The following is a 20953-nucleotide window of genomic DNA, read 5'->3' as shown; positions in this document are numbered from 1 at the left end:
GAGGATTTGACATGAGTAACGGTTTCATCGTCCAAATCATCGGCGCTGTGGTGGACATCGAGTTCCCGCAAGATGCCGTGCCCCAGGTGTACGATGCACTGAAGGTTGTCAGCGAAGGTCAAGGCCAGGGTCTGGTGCTGGAAGTTCAGCAACAGATCGGTGGCGGCGTCGTTCGTTGCATCACCATGGGCTCCTCCGACGGTCTGCGTCGTGGGTTGGAAGTAGTGAATAGCGGTAAATCCATCCAGGTGCCGGTCGGTGTATCGACTCTGGGTCGGATCATGAACGTACTGGGCGATCCGATCGACGAAAAAGGTCCGATTGGTGAAGAAGAGCGTTGGTCCATCCACCGCGCGGCTCCCAGCTACGAAGATCAGTCCAACAGCAACGACCTGCTGGAGACCGGCATCAAGGTTATCGACCTGGTATGCCCGTTCGCCAAGGGTGGTAAGGTTGGTCTGTTCGGTGGTGCCGGTGTAGGCAAGACCGTCAACATGATGGAGCTGATCCGTAATATCGCGATCGAACACAGCGGTTACTCCGTGTTCGCCGGTGTAGGTGAGCGTACCCGTGAGGGTAACGACTTCTACCACGAGATGATGGAGTCCAACGTACTGGACAAAGTATCTCTGGTTTACGGTCAGATGAACGAGCCGCCCGGAAACCGTCTGCGCGTGGCGCTGACCGGTCTGACCATGGCCGAGAAGTTCCGTGACGAAGGTCGTGACGTGCTGTTCTTCGTGGACAACATCTACCGTTACACCCTGGCCGGTACTGAAGTATCCGCACTGCTGGGCCGTATGCCTTCCGCAGTAGGTTACCAGCCGACCCTGGCCGAGGAGATGGGTGTTCTGCAGGAACGTATCACCTCCACCAAGACCGGTTCCATCACCTCCGTACAGGCCGTTTACGTGCCTGCGGATGACTTGACCGACCCGTCTCCGGCGACCACCTTCGCCCACCTGGATGCGACCGTCGTACTGTCCCGTCAGATCGCGGCACTGGGTATCTACCCGGCCGTTGACCCGCTGGACTCCACCTCCCGTCAGCTGGATCCGCTGGTGGTTGGCAAGGAGCACTACGAGACTGCTCGTGGCGTTCAGACCGTACTGCAGCGCTACAAAGAGCTGAAGGACATCATCGCCATCCTGGGTATGGATGAACTGTCAGAAGAAGACAAACTGACCGTAGCCCGTGCCCGTAAGATCGAGCGTTTCTTGTCCCAGCCGTTCTTCGTGGCAGAAGTGTTTACCGGTTCCCCGGGCAAATACGTGCCGCTGAAAGAGACCATCCGTGGTTTCCAGGGCATCCTGAAAGGCGAGTACGACGATCTGCCGGAGCAGGCGTTTTACATGGTTGGCAGCATCGACGAAGTTGTCGAGAAAGCCAAGAAACTGTAAGCCTCGATAGGAGGGCCCATGGCAGAGATGATCTCCTTTCACCTGGACGTGGTGAGCGCTGAAGGAAAACTGTTTTCCGGTCGCGTGCAGTCCGCTCAGGTATCAGGCTCCGAAGGTGAGCTGGGTCTCCGCCACGGTCATGCTCCGTTGCTGACTGCCATCAAGCCGGGCCTGGTCCGCTTGGTGAAGCAGAATGGAACTGAAGAGGTGCTGTACATCTCCGGCGGCATGCTGGAAGTACAACCCGAAGCCGTGACCGTGCTGGCGGACACCGCGATTCGTGCCGACGATTTGGATGAGGCGAAAGCCCAGGAAGCCAAACGCGCGGCGGAAGAGCGGATCCACAGCTCCCATGGTGATATCGACTACGCCCAGGCCGCTACCGAGCTGGCCAAGGCGATGGCTCAATTGCGGGTCATCGATATCGTCAAAAAGAATTACCGTTAATAACGGTGAGGTAAAAAGCGACCTGCGGGTCGCTTTTTTTTTACTCGTTGGATAGACTCCGCCGAGTATTTCTTCATGTTCCAAAGGTCGAATTATGTCTCTCAACGTCGTGATCCTGGCGGCGGGTAAAGGTACCCGTATGCGCTCCTCCCTGCCCAAGGTGCTGCACCCGGTCGCCAACAAGCCGATGGTTTCCCATGTGATCGAGACTGCCCGCAAGGTCGGTGCCGAGCAGTTGCATCTGGTGTATGGCCACGGTGCCGAACTGCTGAAGGAGCGGATCCAGGCATCCGACCTGAACTGGGTGCTGCAGGCCCAGCAACTGGGGACCGGCCACGCCGTCGCCCAGGCCATCCCGTTCTGGCAGGACGAAGACGACGTGCTGGTGCTGTACGGCGATACCCCGCTGATCCAGCCGGAAACCCTGCAGCGGCTGCTGGCCGCCAAGGCCGCCGACGGCATGGCACTGTTGACCGTGGTGCTGGACAACCCGACCGGCTATGGCCGCATCGTGCGCAGTAACGGCCAGGTGGTCGGCATCGTCGAGCAGAAGGATGCCAATGCCGAGCAGCTGGCCATCCGCGAAGTGAACACCGGCGTGCTGGTGGCCAACGGTGGCCAGTTGCGTCAATGGTTGTCACGTCTGGACAACAAGAATGCCCAGGGCGAGTTCTATCTGACCGACGTGATCGCCATGGCACACGGGGATAATTGCCCGATTGCTGCCGTGCATCCGGACCATGCCATGGAAGTGGAAGGGGCCAATAATCGGGTTCAGCTGGCTCAGTTGGAGCGCAGTTATCAGCAGATGCAGGCCGAGCGGCTGATGATTGCCGGTGTCACTCTGATCGACCCCCTACGCTTTGATTTACGAGGAGTTTTGGATATTGGTGAGGAAGTTCTTATTGATGCAAATGTCATCATTGAGGGCAAGGTGGTGCTGGGCAACCATGTACGCATCGGAGCCGGTTGCGTGCTGAAGGATTGCGTGATCGGCGATCACACCGAGGTGAAACCTTACTCCGTCATCGAGGGGGCTCAGGTGGCAGATCTGTGTTCGGTCGGCCCATTTGCCCGCTTGCGTCCTGGCGCCGTGCTGGAGCAGGATGCGCACGTTGGCAACTTCGTCGAGATGAAAAAATCCCGTCTCGGGGTCGGTTCCAAGTGTGGTCATCTTACCTATCTGGGGGATGCAGAGATCGGCGCCAAGGTGAATATCGGGGCCGGCACCATCACTTGCAACTACGACGGGGTCAACAAGTTCCAGACCATCATCGAGGACGATGTGTTCGTCGGTTCCGATACTCAATTAGTAGCGCCAGTTCGCATCGGCAAGGGAGCAACCCTAGGTGCGGGCTCTACTATTACCAAGGATGTGGGTGAGCATGAACTCGTGATTACCCGGGTACCCCAACGCCACATCCGCAATTGGGCTCGTCCGGTCAAGAAAACTGATAGGTGATATCAGTATGAAGGCCATCCATGAACAAACGAATCATCCGGCTTGCAGATGCAAGCCACAGCCTGTTTTCCCGCTTTGTCGATCTGGTGGGAATATTTATCTCCATGCTGTTGCTGTCCCGGCATTATGGTTTGCTTCATGGATTGGACGAGATGTCCCTGGCTACGCTGGGCATGGTGGTCTTTTTTCTGGTTTCCCAGAACACAGGGCTCTACCGTAGTCAGGTTCGCAATCATCTGGCGCAGTCTCTGCTGCGCCTGTTCAGCACCTGGGTGCTGACTGGTTCTCTGCTTTATCTTCTTATCTGTTTCGTTCCTCTCTTCCAGCCTCATCACGCATTTACGCTGAACATAGGTCTGCTCTGGCTGTCTCTGGCCTGCCTCTCTTCTGCCTGCTATCGACTGTTGTACCGGCTGGTAACCCTCTGCTTCAGTACCCCGTCTCATGGCCGGCGCGTAGCCATCATCGGTGTCACCCCGACAGGTCTCGCCATCGAGAAGTCCCTGTGGGAAAGCCAGACCAATGATATCCAGATGCTGGGTTTCTTTGACGCCCGCAGTGAGGATCGCTTTGGTTACCCGACCCGCAGTCCTGTGCTGGGTGAAGTGGACAAACTGCTGGCGTTGGCGCGTCAGGGGTTGGTGGATGAGGTCTATCTGGCCCTGCCACTGACGGCCAGGGATCGCATCAATCACTATCTGTACGAGCTGTCGGATACCACGGTCGACACCTATCTGGTACCCGATTTCTATGAGTACAGCCTGACTGTTTCCCAAATAAAACGGGTGGGCGACATCTATACCTTCAGCGTGTTCGATTCCCCCTTCGAGGGAGGCTCGGCCTTGCTCAAGCGGATCGAGGATCTGGTGCTGGGTTCGCTCATTCTGCTGCTCATCTCCCCCGTCATGGTACTGGTGGCGTTGGGGGTTCGTCTCTCCTCCCCGGGACCCGCCCTGTTCAAGCAGGATCGCTACGGCCTGGGCGGCAAGCGGATTCGGGTATGGAAATTTCGATCCATGCGGGTCATGGAGAATGATGCCGTGGTGACCCAGGCCACCAGGGGGGATCGCAGAGTCACCCGTTTCGGTGCCTTTCTCCGTCGCACCTCACTGGATGAATTGCCGCAGTTTTTCAATGTGATCCAGGGCTCCATGTCCATTGTCGGTCCCCGTCCCCATGCGGTTGCTCACAACGAACAATATCGCACTTTGGTGGATCGCTACATGCTCCGACACAAGGTCAAGCCTGGTATCACAGGCCTGGCTCAGATAAGCGGATGTCGTGGCGAAACCGATACCCTCGACAAGATGGAAATGCGGATAAAGTTCGATCTCAAGTACATCCAGTACTGGTCGCTCGGACTGGATCTCAAGATCATTTTCCTGACCGTGTTCAAGGGGTTCACTGGTGCATCGGCTTACTAGCCTGGTTTGCGCCGGACTGCTGCTCTCCCCTTCTCTTTCAGTCCGTGCCGACGTCACTCCCGTATCGCATCAGGGGCCGCTTGGCCTGGCGATCCAGACCGAGGTGGCGAGCCGTCATGGTCATGACAGCAACCTGCTGTGGCAGCGTGAAAGTCATCAGGCGATCGATTCCGATTTCATCGGGATCGCCCCGGAATTCCGGATGGTGGGCGAGCGGGGTCTGGATCGTTATCAGCTGAGCTACCAGGGCGACTATCGCCGTTATGACGGCAGTCGGGCCGATGACTATGCGGATCATCAACTTCAGCTCGATGGCAGCTGGCGTTTCTCCCTGCGCAACGCCTTTCAGCTGATGTACCAGTATCGGTTGGGCCACGAGGCGCGTGGCGAGGGCCTTACCGAAGGCTTTCTGCTGCAGGGCGACGAGGGGGATGCCACGTTTGGCTGGTTCAACATCGCCGAGCCGTTGCGCTTCAGGCGCACCGAGCTGGGTGGGCGTTACAGTTATGGCGCCCCCGAGGCCAGAGGCAAGCTGGAGCTGGCCTGGTCCCGCAAGGTGATGCGCTATGCAGACAAGCACCATTATCTGAATGGGTTTGAGCGCTACGTGACCGAGCAGGAGTGGCAGGAGAACACGGCCATCGCCGAGCTGTTCGATCAGGTCAGCCATGTCAGCCGTTTTCGCTACACCCTGCAGGCCAACCTGCGGCGCTACCCTGCCAACCCGAACAAGGACTCTGACGAGTTTTTTCTCATCACCGGGGTGATGAGCCAGCTGACCGGCAAGACCCGGATCGATGCCAATATCGGCGGGATCTACAAGCGTTTCATCAACGATCCGCAGGCGGAGAGCTTCAGAGGACTGAACTGGGATCTGCGTCTGGGATGGCAACCACTCGACTACAGCAACTTCGCGCTGATCTCCAGCCGCACCATTCGTGATCCGGGCGGTGACGGCGGCTATGTCAGCAGCCAGCAATATGGCGCCGAGTGGCAGCACTACTGGTCAGCCAAGGTGGCGACCACGCTCTCTTACCAGGATATCCGCGATGACTATCACCAGTCGGTTGTCTGTGGTCAAGACCATCGCCACCGTCAGGATGAGATCCACCGCTGGGGCATGGGGCTCAGCTATGACCTACGCCCCTCCATCAACCTGGGGTTGAGCTATCAGCTGGCCGATGCCACGTCCAGTTTCAGTGGACAACCCATCGAGATCGGCAGTGGCTCTGGGTCAGCCTGCTACGGGCGGGCGCTAGGTTATGACAAACAACAGCTTTCTCTTTCACTCAAGGTAGCCATTTAACATGAACAAAAGCGTGATGGTGCTTCTGCTTGGCTGCTTGTTCAGCCTGTCAGGCTGGGCCGGTCAAGACCCCTTGAATACCCAGCAGGTCTATCGTCTGGCTGCGGGAGACGAGGTGGAGATCCGGGTCTATGGCGAGCCTGACCTGTCGATGAAGTTCAGGATCGATACCAGCGGCCATGCCAATTATCCCTACCTGGGGCAGGTGCTGCTGATGGGGCGTACCACGGCGGAGGTCGCGGATTTCCTGGCGCATGGCCTCAAGCAAGGGGTATTGCGCGACCCCATGGTGACGGTGAATGTGACCACCTTCCGTCAGGTGTTCGTTGCGGGCGAGGTGGCGCAGCCTGGTGGCTATGAATATCAGCCCGGGTTGACGGTGGAGAAGGCGGTGGCACTGGCGGGAGGATTCACCGATCGGGCGGCTCGGCGTGACATCAGCTTGCGCCTCAACGGCGACGACAGGTTGCTGGAAGAGGTGAGTCTGCAGCAGCGGCTCAATCCCGGCGACATCATCACCATAGAACAAAGCTTCTTCTGAATCAGGACTCCATTCATGTCTTCATTGTTGGTTGAAAATGGCCGTGCGCTCGAGAGTCGCATCGATTTCAGCGCGCCCTGGCGTGCCTTGAAGGCCAATTGGTGGAAGGTAGTGCTGTTTGCCCTGCTGATGACACTGGCGGCGGCGCCCTTCATCCTGGTCATGCCGCCCTATTATCAGGCCAGTGCGGCACTGCTGCTGAAAGCCGACACCGACAGCGCCTCCCCCGTCGAGCCCATCTATCGGGTCGACACCAGCCGGCGCGAGTACTACAACACCCAGTTCGAGCTGCTCAAGTCGCGTCGGGTGGCGGACAAGGTGGTGACCAGTCTGGGGCTGGCCGATGAGCCCGAGTTCAATGGTCAGCCTGACCCGGATGGCTGGTGGGCCCGGCTGAAGGGGTTGGTGCGGGAGCCCCAGATCGAGAGTGAATCGGCGCGTCACCAGCATGCGCTCGATTACCTGGCCAAGCACCTGACCGTCTCGCCGGTGCGCGATACCCAGCTGGTCAGCATAGGTTTCGAATCCCGTTCCGCCGAGCTGGCCGCCAGGGTGGCCAACGAGGTGGCCAAGACCCATATCGCCCTCAGCGTGGAGGAGCGGGTCGATGCCAACACCATGGCGTCCAAATGGAATCAGACCCGGCTGGAGGAGGTCAAGGCCAGTTTGAACCGCCAGGAGCAGCGGCTCGGCGATTTTCTGGCGAGCCACGACTTGCTGACCTTTCGCGGGGTCGATGGTCTGCAGACCGAAGAGCTTGGCATCATCACCAACAAGCATGCGGATGCGCGGGAGCGGCGGTTGGCCGCCCAGGCCGAATATCAGAGTATCCAGGGTTATGGCGGGTGCGATCCGGCGACGCTTGCCTCCTTGCCTGAAGTATCCAACCACCCCCAGATGCAGGATCTGCGTATCGCGCTCATCAAGGCGCAGCAGGCGCTCTCTGAACTCTCCAAGCGCTATGGCCCCAGGCATGAACGCATTCTGCAGGCGCAAGCCCGCATCACGGCGCTCAACACCCAGTCCGACCGGCTGCTGCGCGAGATAGCCAGAGGGATCCAGGAACGTTACCAGAGTGCCCTGCACAAGGAGCAGCAGTACCTGCAGCAACTGGAAGAGAAGAAGCGGGAATTTGCCTCGCTGGCGGTCAAGAAGGATGACTACAACAACCTGAAGAACAACATCGACAAGACCCGCCAGCTCTACAACGAGCTGTTCCGTCGCCAGGAGGAGACCCGGCTCAATGCCCAGTTGCACGAGCCGAGTGCCATCCTCTATGACGATGCTTCCGTCCCGTTGCTGCCCTCCAAGCCGAACAAGCTGCTGTTCCTGCTGATGGTGTTGATCATGGCCGGCATGGTGGCCGTGCTGGTGGTGATCTCCGCCGGTGCCTTGCGCAATACCCTGGACCGTTTGAGCCAGCTTGTCCCGCAGCTCGGAGTGCGGGTGCTTGGCGAGATCCCGCGGCTGGCGGCCCTACAGGAGCAATCCGTGCTGTTGCGGGCCGGGTCGGTCAACCCCAGGGTGGGGGCCTGTGCGGATGATCTCTACGCCATCCTGCGGCTGGAATCGAACCCGCTGCAGCGCATCATGATCACCTCCACCCGCGAAGGGGAAGGCAAGTCCACCCTGGCGGCCCTGTGTGCTGCCAGCTTTGCCCGCCATGAGCGGGTGCTGCTGGTGGACGGCGATCTGCGACGCGGCACCCTCAGCCGCCAGTTAGTTGGCCCGTCAGCCAAACCCGGATTGGCAGAGTTGCTCGCGGCTGAGGCCGAACTTGCCGATTGTCTGGTACAAAAAGAAGGGCTGACCCTGCTGCCGGTGGGGCGTCTGGTCATGTCGCCATTGGCGCTGCTGGGTTCCCCGCTCTGGGCCGAACTGTTGGTCACCCTGACGTATCAGTTTGATCGCATCATAGTGGATACGCCGGCGCTGGAGCTGGGCAAGGATGCCCTGCTGCTGGGGCAACCGCTGGATGGGGCCATTCATGTGATCCAGTCCGGGGCACTGCCCGCCGGGCGCGTGCTGACAGCGTTGGAACAACTCAAGACGACCCGGGTGCCCGTTCTGGGGGCCGTGCTGACCCAAGTGGCCGAGCGCCAGCTGGAAGGGGGCGAGAATCTGAGGCTCTGTGGTGCCCCCAGCCAGGGAGCATTATGAAACTGCTGCGCAGCATCACAACCATAGGCGGCGCTTCCGTGCTTTCCCAGCTGATCGGCGCCCTGTCGGTCTGGTATCTCTCCCACAAGTTCGACATGGCTGCGGTGGGCCTCTATGCCCTGAGTTACAGCGTGGTGCTGATTGGGGCCCAGATCGCCACCTTTGCCTCCCAACTGCTCATTCCCAAGCTGGACGAGGCCGAACTGCCTGCCAACCTGATGTTCACGCTGCTGCAGGTCTGCTTGATCCCCATCCCCTATGTGCTGGGGATAGTCTGCTTTTTTGCGCTGCCGCTGTGGCCCCTTTATCTGCTGACGGTGACGCACGGACTGATCCTGATAGCCGAGAACCTGGCGCTGCGGGCGGGTCATTACCAGCGCCTCGGCTTGCAGCGGATCTGTGCCTCTGCCGTGGTATTGCTCAGTCTGTTGTTGGCGCCAGACATGAGCCGCTTCTATCAGGCATGGGCGCTGTTGTTGCTGCTGGTGATCGGCGGCTGGCTCGGGAGCGCCTTTGACTGGCGCAATATATGGCGGGCCGCGCTGACCCCGCGCCAGCTGGTGCGTTTCTTTTCCCGGCACCGGGCCCATCTGGCCGGGGTGGGCAGCGCCGAGGTGCTGGCCATGGTCACGGCCAACCTGCCGACCCTGCTCATCAACTTCTGGTTTTCACCGCTGGTGGCCGGCTATTTTGCGGTGGTCAACCGCTTCTGTCTGGCGCCCGTGATCATAGTCGGTAACGCCATACGTCATGCCATCTTCTCCCGATGGTCGGACGATTTTCGCCAGCACCGTTTCAACGGACAGGAGTTTCGCAAGGTGAAACTCCTTCTGCTGGCGATGGGCAGTGCGGCAACGCTGGGCATTCTCATCTGCTATCCGCTGGTGATGCGCTGGTGCTTCAATGAGGAGTGGATCGCCTCCATCGACACCTCCCGTTACATGCTGCCCTATGTGTTCACCGCCGTGGCGGTCTGCCCGTTGACCGTGATCGAGCTGGTGTTTGGCTCGCCTGGCTACTTCCTGCGGATCCAGCTTGAACAACTGCTGGTGGTGTTGATCGCCTTCGTGCTGCTGCCCTGGCTGCAACAGGATTATGGCCTCTGTGTGCTGGTGTTCTCCCTGCTGACGGCGCTGCGCTATGGCTTCGTTTATCGGCGGGTAAACCGCCGGGCTGCCGAGTTGCAAGGGCGAATGGAGCCGGCCTCGTGAACAGCGCGCTCATCATGCAGGCCAACCTGCTGCTGTCGCTGGTCATTTGCGGCCTGGCGCAGTATGCCACCGGCATTACCGCCTTCCTCTGGCTGCCATTCCTGCTGGCGATCACCACCCTGTTGCTGCTGCCGCTGCAGACTCGCTATGGCCCGCTGCGGCTGGATTATCAGGAGAAAGTGCTGCTGTCGCTTTATTGCGGGCTGCTGCTGCTGGCTCTGCTCGGTACCCTGCTGCAACAAGGGGCCATGGTCACCCTCATTGGCTTCAAGAACGAGCTGGCGCTCTCTCTGCTGCTGCCCTGCCTGTTGCTCGGTTTCTGTCGCGAGTCGCAGATATATCGCATCATGCGGCTGGTGGACTGGGTCTTCTATCTGCAACTGCCAGTGGTGCTGTTCCAGGTGCTGGTCATAGTGCCGCAACGGGTTGCCCTGCACGGCGAGTTTGAGAAGTGGGATTCGGTGGTCGGCACCTTCGGTGGCGATCCCATGGGGGGCGGCAATACGGGGGCGCTCGGCTTTTTCTGCCTGCTGGTGATGCTGGTCAAGCTCTCCGAATTTCGCCACGGCCTCCTCTCCCTGCGCTCGGTCGTGCTCCACATTCTGCTGGCTTTCGCTATCTGCGTGCTGGGGGAGGTGAAGTTCATCATCCTGCTGTCGCCATTGCTGCTGGCCTGGGTCTGGCTTTCGCCCAGCTATGTCAGGGGCATGCAGAATTATGACATCAAGCGGCTGTTGCTCATTGTTCTGGCCATGGGGGGGCTGGTTGTCATCGCCATGCTCCTGCTGTCGGCATCCTATTCGTCGGCATTCGAGGGGGCTGAGCCGCAGGGGCCGCTCGATCTGTTCATCGACTCCCTCGGTTATGTGTTCGATCCCAACCATATCAATCCGGAAACCGGTGAGCTGGGGCGGGTCACCACCCTCTTCTTCTGGGCCAGCAACGGCGATCACCATGGCCTGAGCAATCTGCTGTTTGGCTATGGTCTCAACACCACCAATCACGGCAGCACCATGCCGGGGTTTCTCAACCCCCTGTTCAACGTGCTGCTGGACTCCACCTCGCTCAGCGTCTTGCTGTGGGAAATCGGCTTGGTGGGGGCTGCGCTGTTCATCGGTCTGGTGGGGTTGCTGCTCTGGTGTTGTCGTCCCCGCCCCCTGTTCGTTCGGGACCGCCTGAGCAAGGCGGATGTGCGGCTGCTCAGCTACCAGCCTGCCTTCATCGCCTTTGGCATCGGCTGCCTGCTCAGCTTGCCCTACAGCCAGCTGCTGATGCTGATCCCCGTGCTGCAGTTCATCTTCTATTTCGTGTTGGGGTCTGCCCTGGTGATCCGTTCATCGGTCCGGCAGGCCAGCTGTTCAAGTGAGGCATCATGAAGCCACAGCCATTCATTTCCGTCATCATCAAGACCTATAACGAGGCGGCAAGGATTGCCGGCACCATAGGCAGTATTCGGGCTGCTCTCGGCGATTATCCCCACAAGATCATAGTGGCGGACAGCCTGTCGACCGATGCGACCCAGACCATTGCCTGCGGGTTGGGGGTGACTGTGGTCAGCCTGACGAACCCGGCCGATCGCTGCTGCGGGGTGGGACCCCAGCTGGGTTATCTCTTCAGCGAGGGGGAGTATCTGCTGCTACTCGATGGTGACATGGCGCTGGAACCTGAATTCACGCCGGCGGCCATCGCCTACCTGCAGGCACATGCCGACTGTGGCGGGGTGGCGGGGCGAGCCGAGATGGATGAGGCCCAAAGCTACGAGTTCAAGTCACGCAAGCAGCGCATCCACAAGATCTATCCGCTCGGCCCCTCCCGCTGGTTGTGCGGTGGCGGCCTGTTCCGGCGCTGCGCCATCGAGCAGATCGGCTATCTTACCAATCGCAATCTGCATGGTTACGAAGAGGCCGAGCTCGGCATCCGGCTGCGTCAGGCGGGTTACCGCCTGGAACGGCTGAATGTGTCCTTCTTCTTTCACCGATCCCACACCCTGGACTCCCTGGCGCTTATCCGGTATCGCTGGCGCATGGGCTATCTGTTTGCCAGTGGCGAGCTGGTGCGCTCGGCCTGGCGCCAGCCCTATTGGCGTGAGGCGTTGACCGTGATCCGCTCCGAACTGCTGTTCGGGCTCTATCTGCTTGTGCTGCTGATCAGCCTGCTGTGCTGGGGTGGTGGTGCGTCTGGCTGGCTGCCCCTGCTTGCGCTGCTCCCCCTGCTCGGTTTTATCACGCTCAAGACCGCCAGGAACCGCTCCCTCGGCGATGCCCTGCGCAGCGTCATGAATCTCTCCATCTATGCGGCCGGGCTGGGGCGTGGCCTGCTGCTGCCCCAGCAGCCTCCCCGCCAGGCCCCCGCCCATCGCCTCATTCAGGAGTAATCACAGTGAAGGTTTTGTTTGCCAACAAGTTTTTTTTCATGAAGGGCGGTGCCGAGACGGTTTTCTTTCAGGAGCGGGAGATGGTGCGTCAGGCGGGTCACCAGGTGATCGAGTTTGCCATGCAGCACCCGGACAACCTGCCCTCGTGCCAGAGCGACTATTTCCCGACCAAGGTCGACTATCACGATCGCCACGGGTTGCTGGATCGATTGAAGATTGCCGCTCGCTTCATTCACCACCAGGAAGCCTGTGAACGGCTGGCCGCCCTGATCCGGGCCGAGCGGCCCGACATAGTCCACTTTCACAATATCTACCATCAGCTCACCCCGAGCATCATACGGGTGGCCAAAGAACTTGGCTGCAAGACTGTGCTGACGGCTCACGACTACAAGGTGGCCTGCCCAAACTACAGCATGCTGGTGAAGGGGGCAGCCTTCGATCTCAAGCGGATCGAGGGTTCCTGGCTCAAGCTGTTTCGCCACCAGTGGCAGGAGGGATCCTGGGGCAAGAGCCTGCTGCTCTCCGCCGAGGCGGCCTGGCAGCAGTGGCGCGGCAACTATGAGTGTGTCGATGCTTTCGTCGCGCCGAGCGCCTTCATGGGGCAGATGATCCGCACTCGGCTACCCCGGGCTCGCATCGAAGTGATCCTCAATGGTGTCGATGTGGAACAGAGCCGCGAGAGTGGGGAGGATCAGGGCTACTTCCTGTTCCTCGGTCGATTGATGACGGAGAAGGGGGTCGAGACCCTGACACGTGCCCACCAGCAGCTGCAGCACAGGGCCGGGCTCAAGATCGTCGGTGATGGGCCCCTGTTCGAACACCTCAGGAGCCATTACCCCGATGCCGAGCTGTTGGGATTCAAGCAGGGGGAGGCCTTGCTCGATCTGCTGCGCCACGCCAGGGCCGTGGTGGTGCCATCGGAATGGTACGAGAACTGCTCCATGTCGGTGCTGGAGGCCATGGCCTATGGCAAACCGGTGATCGGCGCTCGCATTGGCGGCATTCCGGAGCAGATCCGCGATGGCCAGGATGGCTTGCTGTTCGAGCCCGGCAATGCCGATGCGCTGGCCCACTGCATGGATCGGCTGACGGCCGATCCGGCGCTGACGGTGCAGATGGGACAATCGGCTCGCCAGCGGTTGATCGCGCACTACTCCCTCGCCAGCCATCAAAACGCCCTGCTGGCGCTCTATCAGTCATTGCTGGAGGGGCAATAACATGGGCTTCTGGCATGAGCTGAGGGCCGAACTGGCCCTCAATCCGAGCAAGACGGCCCGGCTGTTTCTGCTCAGTTACCGCCTGGGGCAGAGCTACTATCAGGACCGCAACCTGGCCTACCTGCCGAGCCTGCTGTTGCTCAAGGGATTCAAGCTGGTGTGCGGGCTGGATATCTCCCCCAGAGCCAGGATCGACTGGGGTCTGCGGCTCTATCATCCCCAGAATATCGTCATCAACGACGCGGTACGCATGGGGCGTGACTGTACCCTGCGTCACAACTGCACCCTGGGCAACAAGCCGGATCGACACAGCGGCCAGGCAGGTTCCCCCGTCATCGGCGACGGGGTCGAGTTTGGCACCGGCGTCATCGTCATCGGTGCCATCACCATAGGCGACCATGCCAGAGTTGGAGCGGGCGCCGTCGTTACCCGCGCCGTGCCGGCCCGGGCCGTGGCCGCAGGCAACCCCGCCAGAATCATTCGAGAAGACCATGAAGCAGACTAGTGTGACCGTACTCGGTACCCGAGGCATACCCCATGTGCTGGGTGGGGTCGAGACCCATTGCCAGGCACTCTACCCCGAACTGCATCGCCAGTTCGGGCTGGCCGCGACCGTGCTGGCGCGTGCCCCCTATGTGGAATACGACAAGGGGGAATTTGAAGGTGTGGCGCTCAAGGCATTGCCTGCCCCCAGGAGGCGATCGCTGGAGGCCATCCTTCACTCTCTGCTCGCGGCCTTTTACTGCCGCAGTCAGCCCTGCGATCTGGTGCATGTTCACGCCATCGGCCCCGGCCTGGTCGTGCCGCTGCTACGGCTGCTCGGCAAGAAGGTGGTGTTCACCCACCATGGTCCGGATTATGACCGGCAGAAGTGGGGGCGACTGGCCAAGTGGGTGTTGCGGCTCGGCGAACGCTGGGCGGTGCGTTATGCCAACGAGGTGATCGTCATCTCGGAAGTGATCAACGACGCGATCCGCCGCGAATACGATCGCCAGGATGCCCATCTGATCTACAACGGGGTGAGGCCGGCCGAGCTGCCGGGCCCGGAGGCGATCGGCATGACCCTTGGTCATTTCGGACTGGCGCCCGGCGGCTATCTGGTGGCGGTTGGCCGCTTTGTGGAAGAGAAGGGGTTGCACGATCTCATTGCCGCCTATCGCCAGCTGGATACCGAGCTGGTGCTGGTGCTGGTGGGTGATGCCGATCACCCGACCCCTTACAGCGAACGCCTGAAGGTGCTGGCAGACGAGACCCCGGGGGTGATCAGAACCGGTTTTCTCAGCGGAAATGCGCTGGTGAGCGTCTTCTCCCAGGCCGCCCTGTTTGTCATGCCCTCCTACCATGAGGGCTTGCCCATTGCCCTGCTGGAGGCCATGTCCTTCTCCCTGCCGGTGGTGGTGAGCGACATTCCGGCCAACCTGGCGGTCAAACTGCCGGCATCAGCCTATTTCTCCACCGGCGATGTGGCGGCGCTGGCGCAACGGCTGCGGGCACGGCTGACGCTGGGACCGGTGGACTACAGCGAGTATCTCAGGCTGTATGATTGGCCGCGGATTGCCGGTCAGACCATGGCGGTGTATCGCAAGGCGCTGGCTAAGGCAGAAGGAGCCAAAGGTGAATAAGCAGCAGGAACGACATGGCGTCATGGATCGCTTCTACCGGGCCCTGGCGCCCGAGGTGGCCCAGAGCCTGAGCGAGACCCAGCGCTGCGGGATCGAGCAGGCGTTGCGGGTGATGAGCAACGGCAAGTCTCATGCCATCAACGTCAACAGCGCGTTCGGGCTCGGCAACTGGCGCTGCTATCTGGTGGTGCTGGTGGGCAGGGATCGTCGCCGCTCGCAGCGAGAGAGTGGTCTGCGCTTTCAGCTCAAGGTGCTGCTGACCACCCTGTTGCTGCTGACTGGGCTCTGCGGCACAGTGTTGCTGCTCTATCTCATCAAGTCCGCCCTTGGCATCGACATCTTCAAGGACTTCTCGTTCGGGATATGGGACCTGTTCAAGCAGAGTCTGTCGTGATGAAACAGGCTCCCGAGGGAGCCTGCTTGTTCACTGGATGTCGAGCTCGGTCAGCCGATACCAGCCGTTATCCTCTCGCCCGGCGATCCCCAGCTGCAAGGCGGGTTGCTTGTCTCGGCCGATGAAGGCCAGCTCCAGATAGTAGCGGCCAGCAGCTATCCTGCCTGGCAGTGTCAGACTGTCCAGCGTGGTGAAGCCGTGGCCCGGGATCCAGCGCGTCATGTCGTTGCGCGTCACCAGCATGGCGCCGACCTGGCCCTCGTCATTGACCAGTCGGTAGGCCAGTGGCCAGTTCTGGTAGGCCGGCGCCACCCCCTCGTTGTGCCAGTTGCCATTCAGGGTCAGGGTTGTTCCCGGCTGTAGCGGTCCCTTCAGCACCAGCTGATCCAGGACGATGCGATAGCCCATCTTGCGCAGTGCATTGTCGACTATGGCTCGGTACTGGGCCGGGACCGGATCCGATTTCAGGTTGATGGTGGAGACGTGCTGGGCCAGTGCCCAGTCAAACGTCGCCTGCACATCCTCCTGGCTGTATTGCTGCTGGTTTGGCCACTCGCTTAGCTTGCCGCACACCTCGAAACTGACCGGTGCCCGCTGCCAGCTGGTGTCAAAACCGGGGACATGGGCCCGGGCACTGGCCAGCCGCTCGGGGTAGGCATCACGCATGTGGCTCCAGCTTTGGGAGAAGTGATGCCAGTCGCCAAGGCAGTCCGCTCGCCAGCCGGCGCCTTTGCCCACCGCGTATTCGAACATGGGAAGGTGATTGATCAGCATCAGCCTGGGGGTCTTGGCAAAGGCCGCCATCTGCAGATCCACATACTGCTTGAGCAGGGCGCTGGAGTAGCGTTGCTCCAGCGTCGGGCCCGGGAAATTGCTCATGTGCCATTCGCCCCATGAACCTATCATGCCGATGTCGATATGACTCAGGGCCGGGTTGCCATCGTAACGAGCCCCCAGCGCCTGAAACAGCCGCTTGCTCCGTTCGATGAACAGGGGGTCGCCATAGTCGGGCACGAAGGTCTGGTGATCATTGACCCACTCCCCCCGGATCCCCTTGTCGATGAGCCAGCCCGGGATCTTGCTGCCCGAGAAGGGTTCATCCAGCGTCATGACCCTGAGTGCCACCATCTGCCTGGGCGTCTCGTGCTGTGCCTGCGCGATCGCGGCATCGATCAGGGCAAAGTTGTATTGGCCCTCTGCGGGCTCCAGCTCGCTCCAGTAGAAACGAAAGTAGTCGACCGTGGTGGTGGGGTGCTGCTCCAGGGACAGGGTCTGGCCCCAGCTGTCGTGGAACTCCTCGAGCCCGACTCCCGGGTTGTTCAGCAGGTCATTGACCGGCTCCGGATTCAGGGTGAGCGTGCCTGCCAGAGCGCCGTGAGCCCATAGCAAACCCGAGTAGAGCAGGAGCCTGCCCTGATGCATCTTCATCTTGTTGCCTATGCGTGTGGGGTATTGAGTACATGCTAAGTAATTCTCCGGTAAAGACCCAGTCGGTTCGAGGGATTTTAAAAAGAACCAACTGGGGCTTATGTCACGTTAGTCAGGCTTTGACGGAAGGCTGAGCCGACAGGCATGGAGCAGGCTCTCCATGGTGGCCGTCGTGTCTTACCTGGCTGAGGTCTCAGACTGGCTGCCCATCACCCGATACCAGTCCAGCTTGCGGGTCAGCACCATGACCAGCGTCAGGATGGCGAACAGCAGCAGGGCGCCGAGCAGCAGAGCTATCTCCTCGGCCTGCAGCAAACCGAACAGGATGGCGTAGACCAGCCCGAGCAGGGCCGCGAAGCCGAGCCCCTGTCTGGGGCCGCCCAGCACATGGCTGAGGTAGAAGCCGTTGAGGGCCACGCTGGCCAGGGTGGCAATCAGATAGGCCCAGGCAAAGCCGAGGTGTTCGGTCAGGGCCAGCAGCACCAGATAGAAGATGGCCAGCCCCATGCCCACCAGCGCGTACTGGATCGGGTGCACCCGCAGCCCCTTGAGCAGCTCGAACATGAAGAAGCTGAGGAAGGTGAGGCCGATGAACAGCAGCGCATACTTGGCGGCCCGCTCGTTCTGCTGGTAGTGATCCACCGGCTGCACCAGGCTGACGCTGAAGGCAGGCAGATCGCCGCTGGCACCCTTCATCATCCGGTTGAAACGGCTCTCCATGTCGGTGGCAAACCAGCTGCTCTGCCAGCTGGCCTCGAAACCACTGCTGGTAAGGGTGCGGCTGCCCGGCAGAAAGTCACCGATGAAGTTGGGGTGGGGCCAGTTGCTGGCGAGGTTGAGCCTGCTGTCCTGGCCGAGCGGCACCACTTCCAGCTGGTTCATCCCCTGCAGATCCAGCTCGATGTGAAAGGCGCCGTCTGCTCCCGGCAGGGTGGCAAGCGGTGCATGGATACCGGCCAGCCCGTCACCCAGCAGGGCGCCGGGAGCAAACGGGATGCGTTGTTCCCCCAGTTGCAGCTCAGGCACCCGGTTGATGCCGCGGGCATCGGACAGCACCAGGCTCAGATAGGGTTTGCCCGCCACCAGGGCGGGATCGGCGCCATCGACGGTCAGATCCGGTTCGCCGCTGATCAGGGTCTTACCGTTCAGTTCGGCAGGCAGTCGCCCGGAGAGGGAGAGCCGGGTGTGATAGACCTGGGCCTGGTAGATACCGAGCTTGCGCGGGGTCACCTCCATGCTGGCCTGCACATCCAGCTGTTCTGGCAGCAGGTAGCGGTAGAGCTGCAGTTTGCGCTCGAAGCGCTTGCCATCCTGCTCCACCGTGACTGTGCGGGTATAAGGCTGCACCACGACTGGCCCCAGCAGTCGCTGCGGGCCGCTGCTGCTGGCCATGATGCTGTGGATGGCCTGGTTGCGATAGGCCTGGCGCTCCCGGTTCAGCTCCATGATGGATTGCACCGGCACCATCAGCAGCAGGCTGAGCAACAGCAGCAGAAAGATCTTGTGGCTGAATATCTGTTTGACCATGACACGTCTCCTTGTTGATGGCGCCGAGTGTGACGGTCGTGGGTGAAGGGGAGATGGGGCTGTGTGAAGCGGGGGTGAAGGGGGATAAAAAAACCGGCGCCTGGCGCCGGTCTGGGTATCACAGGGTTTTCAGTTTGGCCGGCAGGGCGGCCAGCACCTCTTCCTTGGCCTTGAGCGAGGCGAACTGTTTGCCGGGTTTCTGCACCACGGTATGGACGAAGATGAGCTGTTTGCCCGGCTTGCTGGCCCAGCCGACGAACCAGCCGATCTGCTGCTCCCGGTTGAGGCTGCCATCCAGCTTCTTCGGGTAGCCCATGCCGGTCTTGCCGTGGATCTGCCAGCCGTCGCTCTCGCTCACCTTGAGGATGTTGGCGGTGTACTGCAGGGTTTGCGCCGACACCGGCAGCTTGCCGCTCACCATCTTGCCGAGGAAGCGGGCCTGCTCCTGTGGACTGATGGCAAGGCTGGAACTGAGCCAGGCCTGGGTCAGACCGTCGTGCTTGCCAGGATTGCCGGAGAGATCCCGGTTGCCGTAGTCAAAACGGTCGACGTACTGCTGGAAGCGCTCCATCCCCAGCCATTCGGTGATCTGCTGGGAGAACCAGACCACCGAGTAGGTTTCCCAGCGGCGCGGGGTGGTTGTTTCCCGCCAGGCGGGCAGCCAGTCGTCGTAACCCGGCTTGAAAGGCAGTGCCGGGTGCTCTTCGTCCACCAGAAAGCCGCTGTCGTAGCCCATCAGCGCCAGCGGGATCTTGAAGGTGGACGCGGGTGGCAGCTGGCTTGAACAATCCCCTTCGCTGGAGAGGGCCTGGCCGTTGCCGTCGGCATAGAGAAAGCAGCCGGTGGCGGCGCTGGCCGGCAGCGAGAACAGCAGGCCTGCGCCGAGCAGGCCGGATAACAGAAGGCGGGACATGGGGTCTCCTTGAGCACATAGAGTTCGCTGGGAAAACATCAGCATAGCGCCGCTTTATGTGGCCAGTGTGAAGTGTCAGCCCGCCGGTAACCAGAGCTCGGCCAGTACCCCGCCGTCAGGCTGGTTGGCGAGGGTCAGCCGGCCACCGTGCTGGCGGGCCACCTCGGTGGCGAAGCTGAGCCCGAGGCCGCTGCTCTTGCCCTTGTCGGGTCTGGGCAGCGAATAGAAGCGCTCGAAGATACGCGGCAGGGCGTAGTCCGGAATGCCGGGCCCCTGATCCCGCACCCGGAAGCAGTAGCCTCCCTCCTCCATGGCCCCGCTCAGTGCCAGGGTGCCGCCGATGGGAGAGAAGTCGAGGGCGTTGTCCAGCAGGTTGCCGAGGGCCTGCTCCACCAGCAGCGAGTCCCACTTCTGTTTCTGGGCCTCGCCGAGTTCGGCCACCAGCGTCACCTGACGGCGCTGGGCCAGGATCTGGCGGGCATCGAGTACCCGTCTGCCCAGCCTGGCCGGCTCGACGGCCTGCCTGTCCAGCCCCTGCCCCGACTCCAGTTTGGCCAGCTGCAGCATCCGTTCGATCAGCTGCTGCATGCGGGCCGTCTCCAGATTGATGTTGCCGATAAAACGGGTAGCCACCTCGGGTGGCGGCGCCTCGGCCAGGATCTCCCCTGCCCCGCGAATGGCGGCCAGCGGGCTCTTGAGTTCGTGGGTCAGGCTGTGCACATAGGCTTCGATGTAGGCCTTGCCGTCCAGCTGGCGACGCATGGTTTCCAGGGAGCGGCCGAGCCGATCCAGTTCCGGGCTGTAGAGGCGCGGCAGGCTGGCGGGCTGACCCTGGCTGACCGCATCGGCGTAGTGCACCAGCTTGCCGATGGCGCGGTTGAGCCACCATACCAGCAGGGCGCCGATCAACAGCGAGATGAACAGCAGCAGCGCCGCCCCCTGCAACAGCTGGTGTTCGCTGCGCTCTATCATGGGCAGCAGGGTACGGTTGGGCTTGGCGACGGTGAGGGAGCCGAGGATATCGTCCCCCTCCCGCAGCGGTGCGGCCACGTGCATCACCGAACTGGCGGGATCGTCGGGGTCGCTGCGGGTGCTGCGGGCGCCGTATTCGCCGCGCAGGGTGCGATAGACATCGTTCCAGCGCGAGTAGTCCTTTCCCAGATCCACCCCGTCCGAGTCGTACACCACCTTGCCCCAGCGATCGACCACATAGATGCGGTACTCCGCCTGCTGTTTGAGGTGGCCGTCGATCAGGGCGTTGATGGGGCTCTGGTTGAGGCGGGCGAAGGCGCTGGCCAGCCGGCCATCCGCCATCTTGCCTTCCTGCAGGTCATCCAGCGCCAGCGGTGCCAGCATCTGGGCCATGTCCACCAAGGTATCTTCGGTGGCGCTGCGCACCCCGGGTTTGATCTCCTCGACGAAGATCTCCAGCACGAACCAGGCGGCCAGCGCGAAAATCAGCACCAGCCCGCACAGCAGTTGCAGCCCGATCCTCATGGCGTCCTCCGGCCGGTGTCAGGCCATCCT

General features: G+C 61.2%; 18 protein-coding genes. 14 read left to right on the top strand and 4 right to left on the bottom strand.

Features of this window, described 5'->3' with window-relative positions:
• Window positions 1-11: 11 nt before the first annotated feature.
• From atpD to PG899_RS17620, 14 genes are all read left to right on the top strand, one after another.
• Window positions 12-1400: a F0F1 ATP synthase subunit beta gene (gene atpD, locus PG899_RS17685; protein WP_005307215.1), complete on the top strand. Its 1389-nt coding sequence runs from the start codon at window positions 12-14 to the stop codon at window positions 1398-1400.
• A gap of 18 nt (window positions 1401-1418) precedes the next feature.
• Entirely contained in the window at window positions 1419-1847 is a 429-nt protein-coding gene (locus PG899_RS17680; protein WP_005307217.1) for a F0F1 ATP synthase subunit epsilon, read from the top strand.
• A 94-nt stretch (window positions 1848-1941) separates the two neighbouring features.
• Window positions 1942-3309 (top strand): bifunctional UDP-N-acetylglucosamine diphosphorylase/glucosamine-1-phosphate N-acetyltransferase GlmU, encoded by a 1368-nt coding sequence (gene glmU, locus PG899_RS17675; protein WP_077096330.1) that lies wholly within the window; start codon window positions 1942-1944, stop codon window positions 3307-3309.
• Between the two features lie 20 nt (window positions 3310-3329).
• Window positions 3330-4733 (top strand): undecaprenyl-phosphate glucose phosphotransferase, encoded by a 1404-nt coding sequence (locus PG899_RS17670; protein WP_077096329.1) that lies wholly within the window; start codon window positions 3330-3332, stop codon window positions 4731-4733.
• Window positions 4717-6039 carry an outer membrane beta-barrel protein gene (locus tag PG899_RS17665; protein WP_143238990.1) on the top strand — a complete coding sequence of 441 codons (1323 nt, stop codon included), beginning with the start codon at window positions 4717-4719 and terminating at the stop codon, window positions 6037-6039. Before PG899_RS17670 ends, PG899_RS17665 begins: the two co-directional genes overlap by 17 nt.
• Window position 6040: 1 nt before the next feature.
• Window positions 6041-6580, top strand: coding sequence for a polysaccharide biosynthesis/export family protein (locus PG899_RS17660; RefSeq protein ID WP_081398601.1), 540 nt, complete (start codon window positions 6041-6043; stop codon window positions 6578-6580).
• Between the two features lie 15 nt (window positions 6581-6595).
• A complete protein-coding gene (locus PG899_RS17655) occupies window positions 6596-8740 on the top strand; it encodes a GumC family protein (protein WP_081398600.1) in 2145 nt (714 codons plus the stop codon).
• Window positions 8737-9951: a lipopolysaccharide biosynthesis protein gene (locus PG899_RS17650; protein ID WP_077096327.1), complete on the top strand. Its 1215-nt coding sequence runs from the start codon at window positions 8737-8739 to the stop codon at window positions 9949-9951. The genes PG899_RS17655 and PG899_RS17650 overlap by 4 nt, the downstream gene beginning before the upstream one ends.
• Complete coding sequence (locus PG899_RS17645; protein WP_232105275.1) at window positions 9948-11327, top strand: capsular biosynthesis protein; 1380 nt, start codon at window positions 9948-9950, stop codon at window positions 11325-11327. Before PG899_RS17650 ends, PG899_RS17645 begins: the two co-directional genes overlap by 4 nt.
• Window positions 11324-12325 carry a glycosyltransferase family 2 protein gene (locus PG899_RS17640; RefSeq protein ID WP_270697530.1) on the top strand — a complete coding sequence of 334 codons (1002 nt, stop codon included), beginning with the start codon at window positions 11324-11326 and terminating at the stop codon, window positions 12323-12325. Before PG899_RS17645 ends, PG899_RS17640 begins: the two co-directional genes overlap by 4 nt.
• A gap of 5 nt (window positions 12326-12330) precedes the next feature.
• Window positions 12331-13542: a glycosyltransferase family 4 protein gene (locus tag PG899_RS17635; RefSeq protein ID WP_077096325.1), complete on the top strand. Its 1212-nt coding sequence runs from the start codon at window positions 12331-12333 to the stop codon at window positions 13540-13542.
• Window position 13543: 1 nt separating this feature from the next.
• Window positions 13544-14047 carry a serine acetyltransferase gene (locus tag PG899_RS17630; protein WP_077096324.1) on the top strand — a complete coding sequence of 168 codons (504 nt, stop codon included), beginning with the start codon at window positions 13544-13546 and terminating at the stop codon, window positions 14045-14047.
• Window positions 14034-15164: a glycosyltransferase family 4 protein gene (locus PG899_RS17625; protein ID WP_077096323.1), complete on the top strand. Its 1131-nt coding sequence runs from the start codon at window positions 14034-14036 to the stop codon at window positions 15162-15164. Before PG899_RS17630 ends, PG899_RS17625 begins: the two co-directional genes overlap by 14 nt.
• Window positions 15157-15558 carry a hypothetical protein gene (locus tag PG899_RS17620; RefSeq protein ID WP_197984393.1) on the top strand — a complete coding sequence of 134 codons (402 nt, stop codon included), beginning with the start codon at window positions 15157-15159 and terminating at the stop codon, window positions 15556-15558. Before PG899_RS17625 ends, PG899_RS17620 begins: the two co-directional genes overlap by 8 nt.
• A 30-nt stretch (window positions 15559-15588) precedes the next feature.
• Here the strand turns inward: PG899_RS17620 and PG899_RS17615 are convergent, their stop codons facing one another.
• From PG899_RS17615 to blrB, 4 genes are all read right to left on the bottom strand, one after another.
• The gene (locus PG899_RS17615) at window positions 15589-16986 is read right to left on the bottom strand and encodes a DUF4832 domain-containing protein (RefSeq protein WP_197984392.1); all 1398 of its coding nucleotides are present in this window, start codon (window positions 16984-16986) and stop codon (window positions 15589-15591) included.
• A gap of 177 nt (window positions 16987-17163) precedes the next feature.
• Window positions 17164-18513, bottom strand: coding sequence for a cell envelope integrity protein CreD (creD, locus tag PG899_RS17610; protein ID WP_077096320.1), 1350 nt, complete (start codon window positions 18511-18513; stop codon window positions 17164-17166).
• A 118-nt stretch (window positions 18514-18631) separates the two neighbouring features.
• The gene (locus PG899_RS17605) at window positions 18632-19426 is read right to left on the bottom strand and encodes an OXA-12 family class D beta-lactamase AmpH/OXA-724 (RefSeq protein WP_077096319.1); all 795 of its coding nucleotides are present in this window, start codon (window positions 19424-19426) and stop codon (window positions 18632-18634) included.
• A gap of 75 nt (window positions 19427-19501) precedes the next feature.
• On the bottom strand, window positions 19502-20923 hold the full coding sequence (gene blrB / locus PG899_RS17600; RefSeq protein WP_077096318.1) for a beta-lactam sensor histidine kinase BlrB: 1422 nt from the start codon (window positions 20921-20923) through the stop codon (window positions 19502-19504).
• Window positions 20924-20953: the final 30 nt, after the last annotated feature.

Source organism: Aeromonas sp. QDB39, from assembly GCF_027707585.1.
GTDB lineage: Bacteria > Pseudomonadota > Gammaproteobacteria > Enterobacterales > Aeromonadaceae > Aeromonas > Aeromonas hydrophila.
This window is presented reverse-complemented; position numbering and strand designations above follow the sequence as displayed.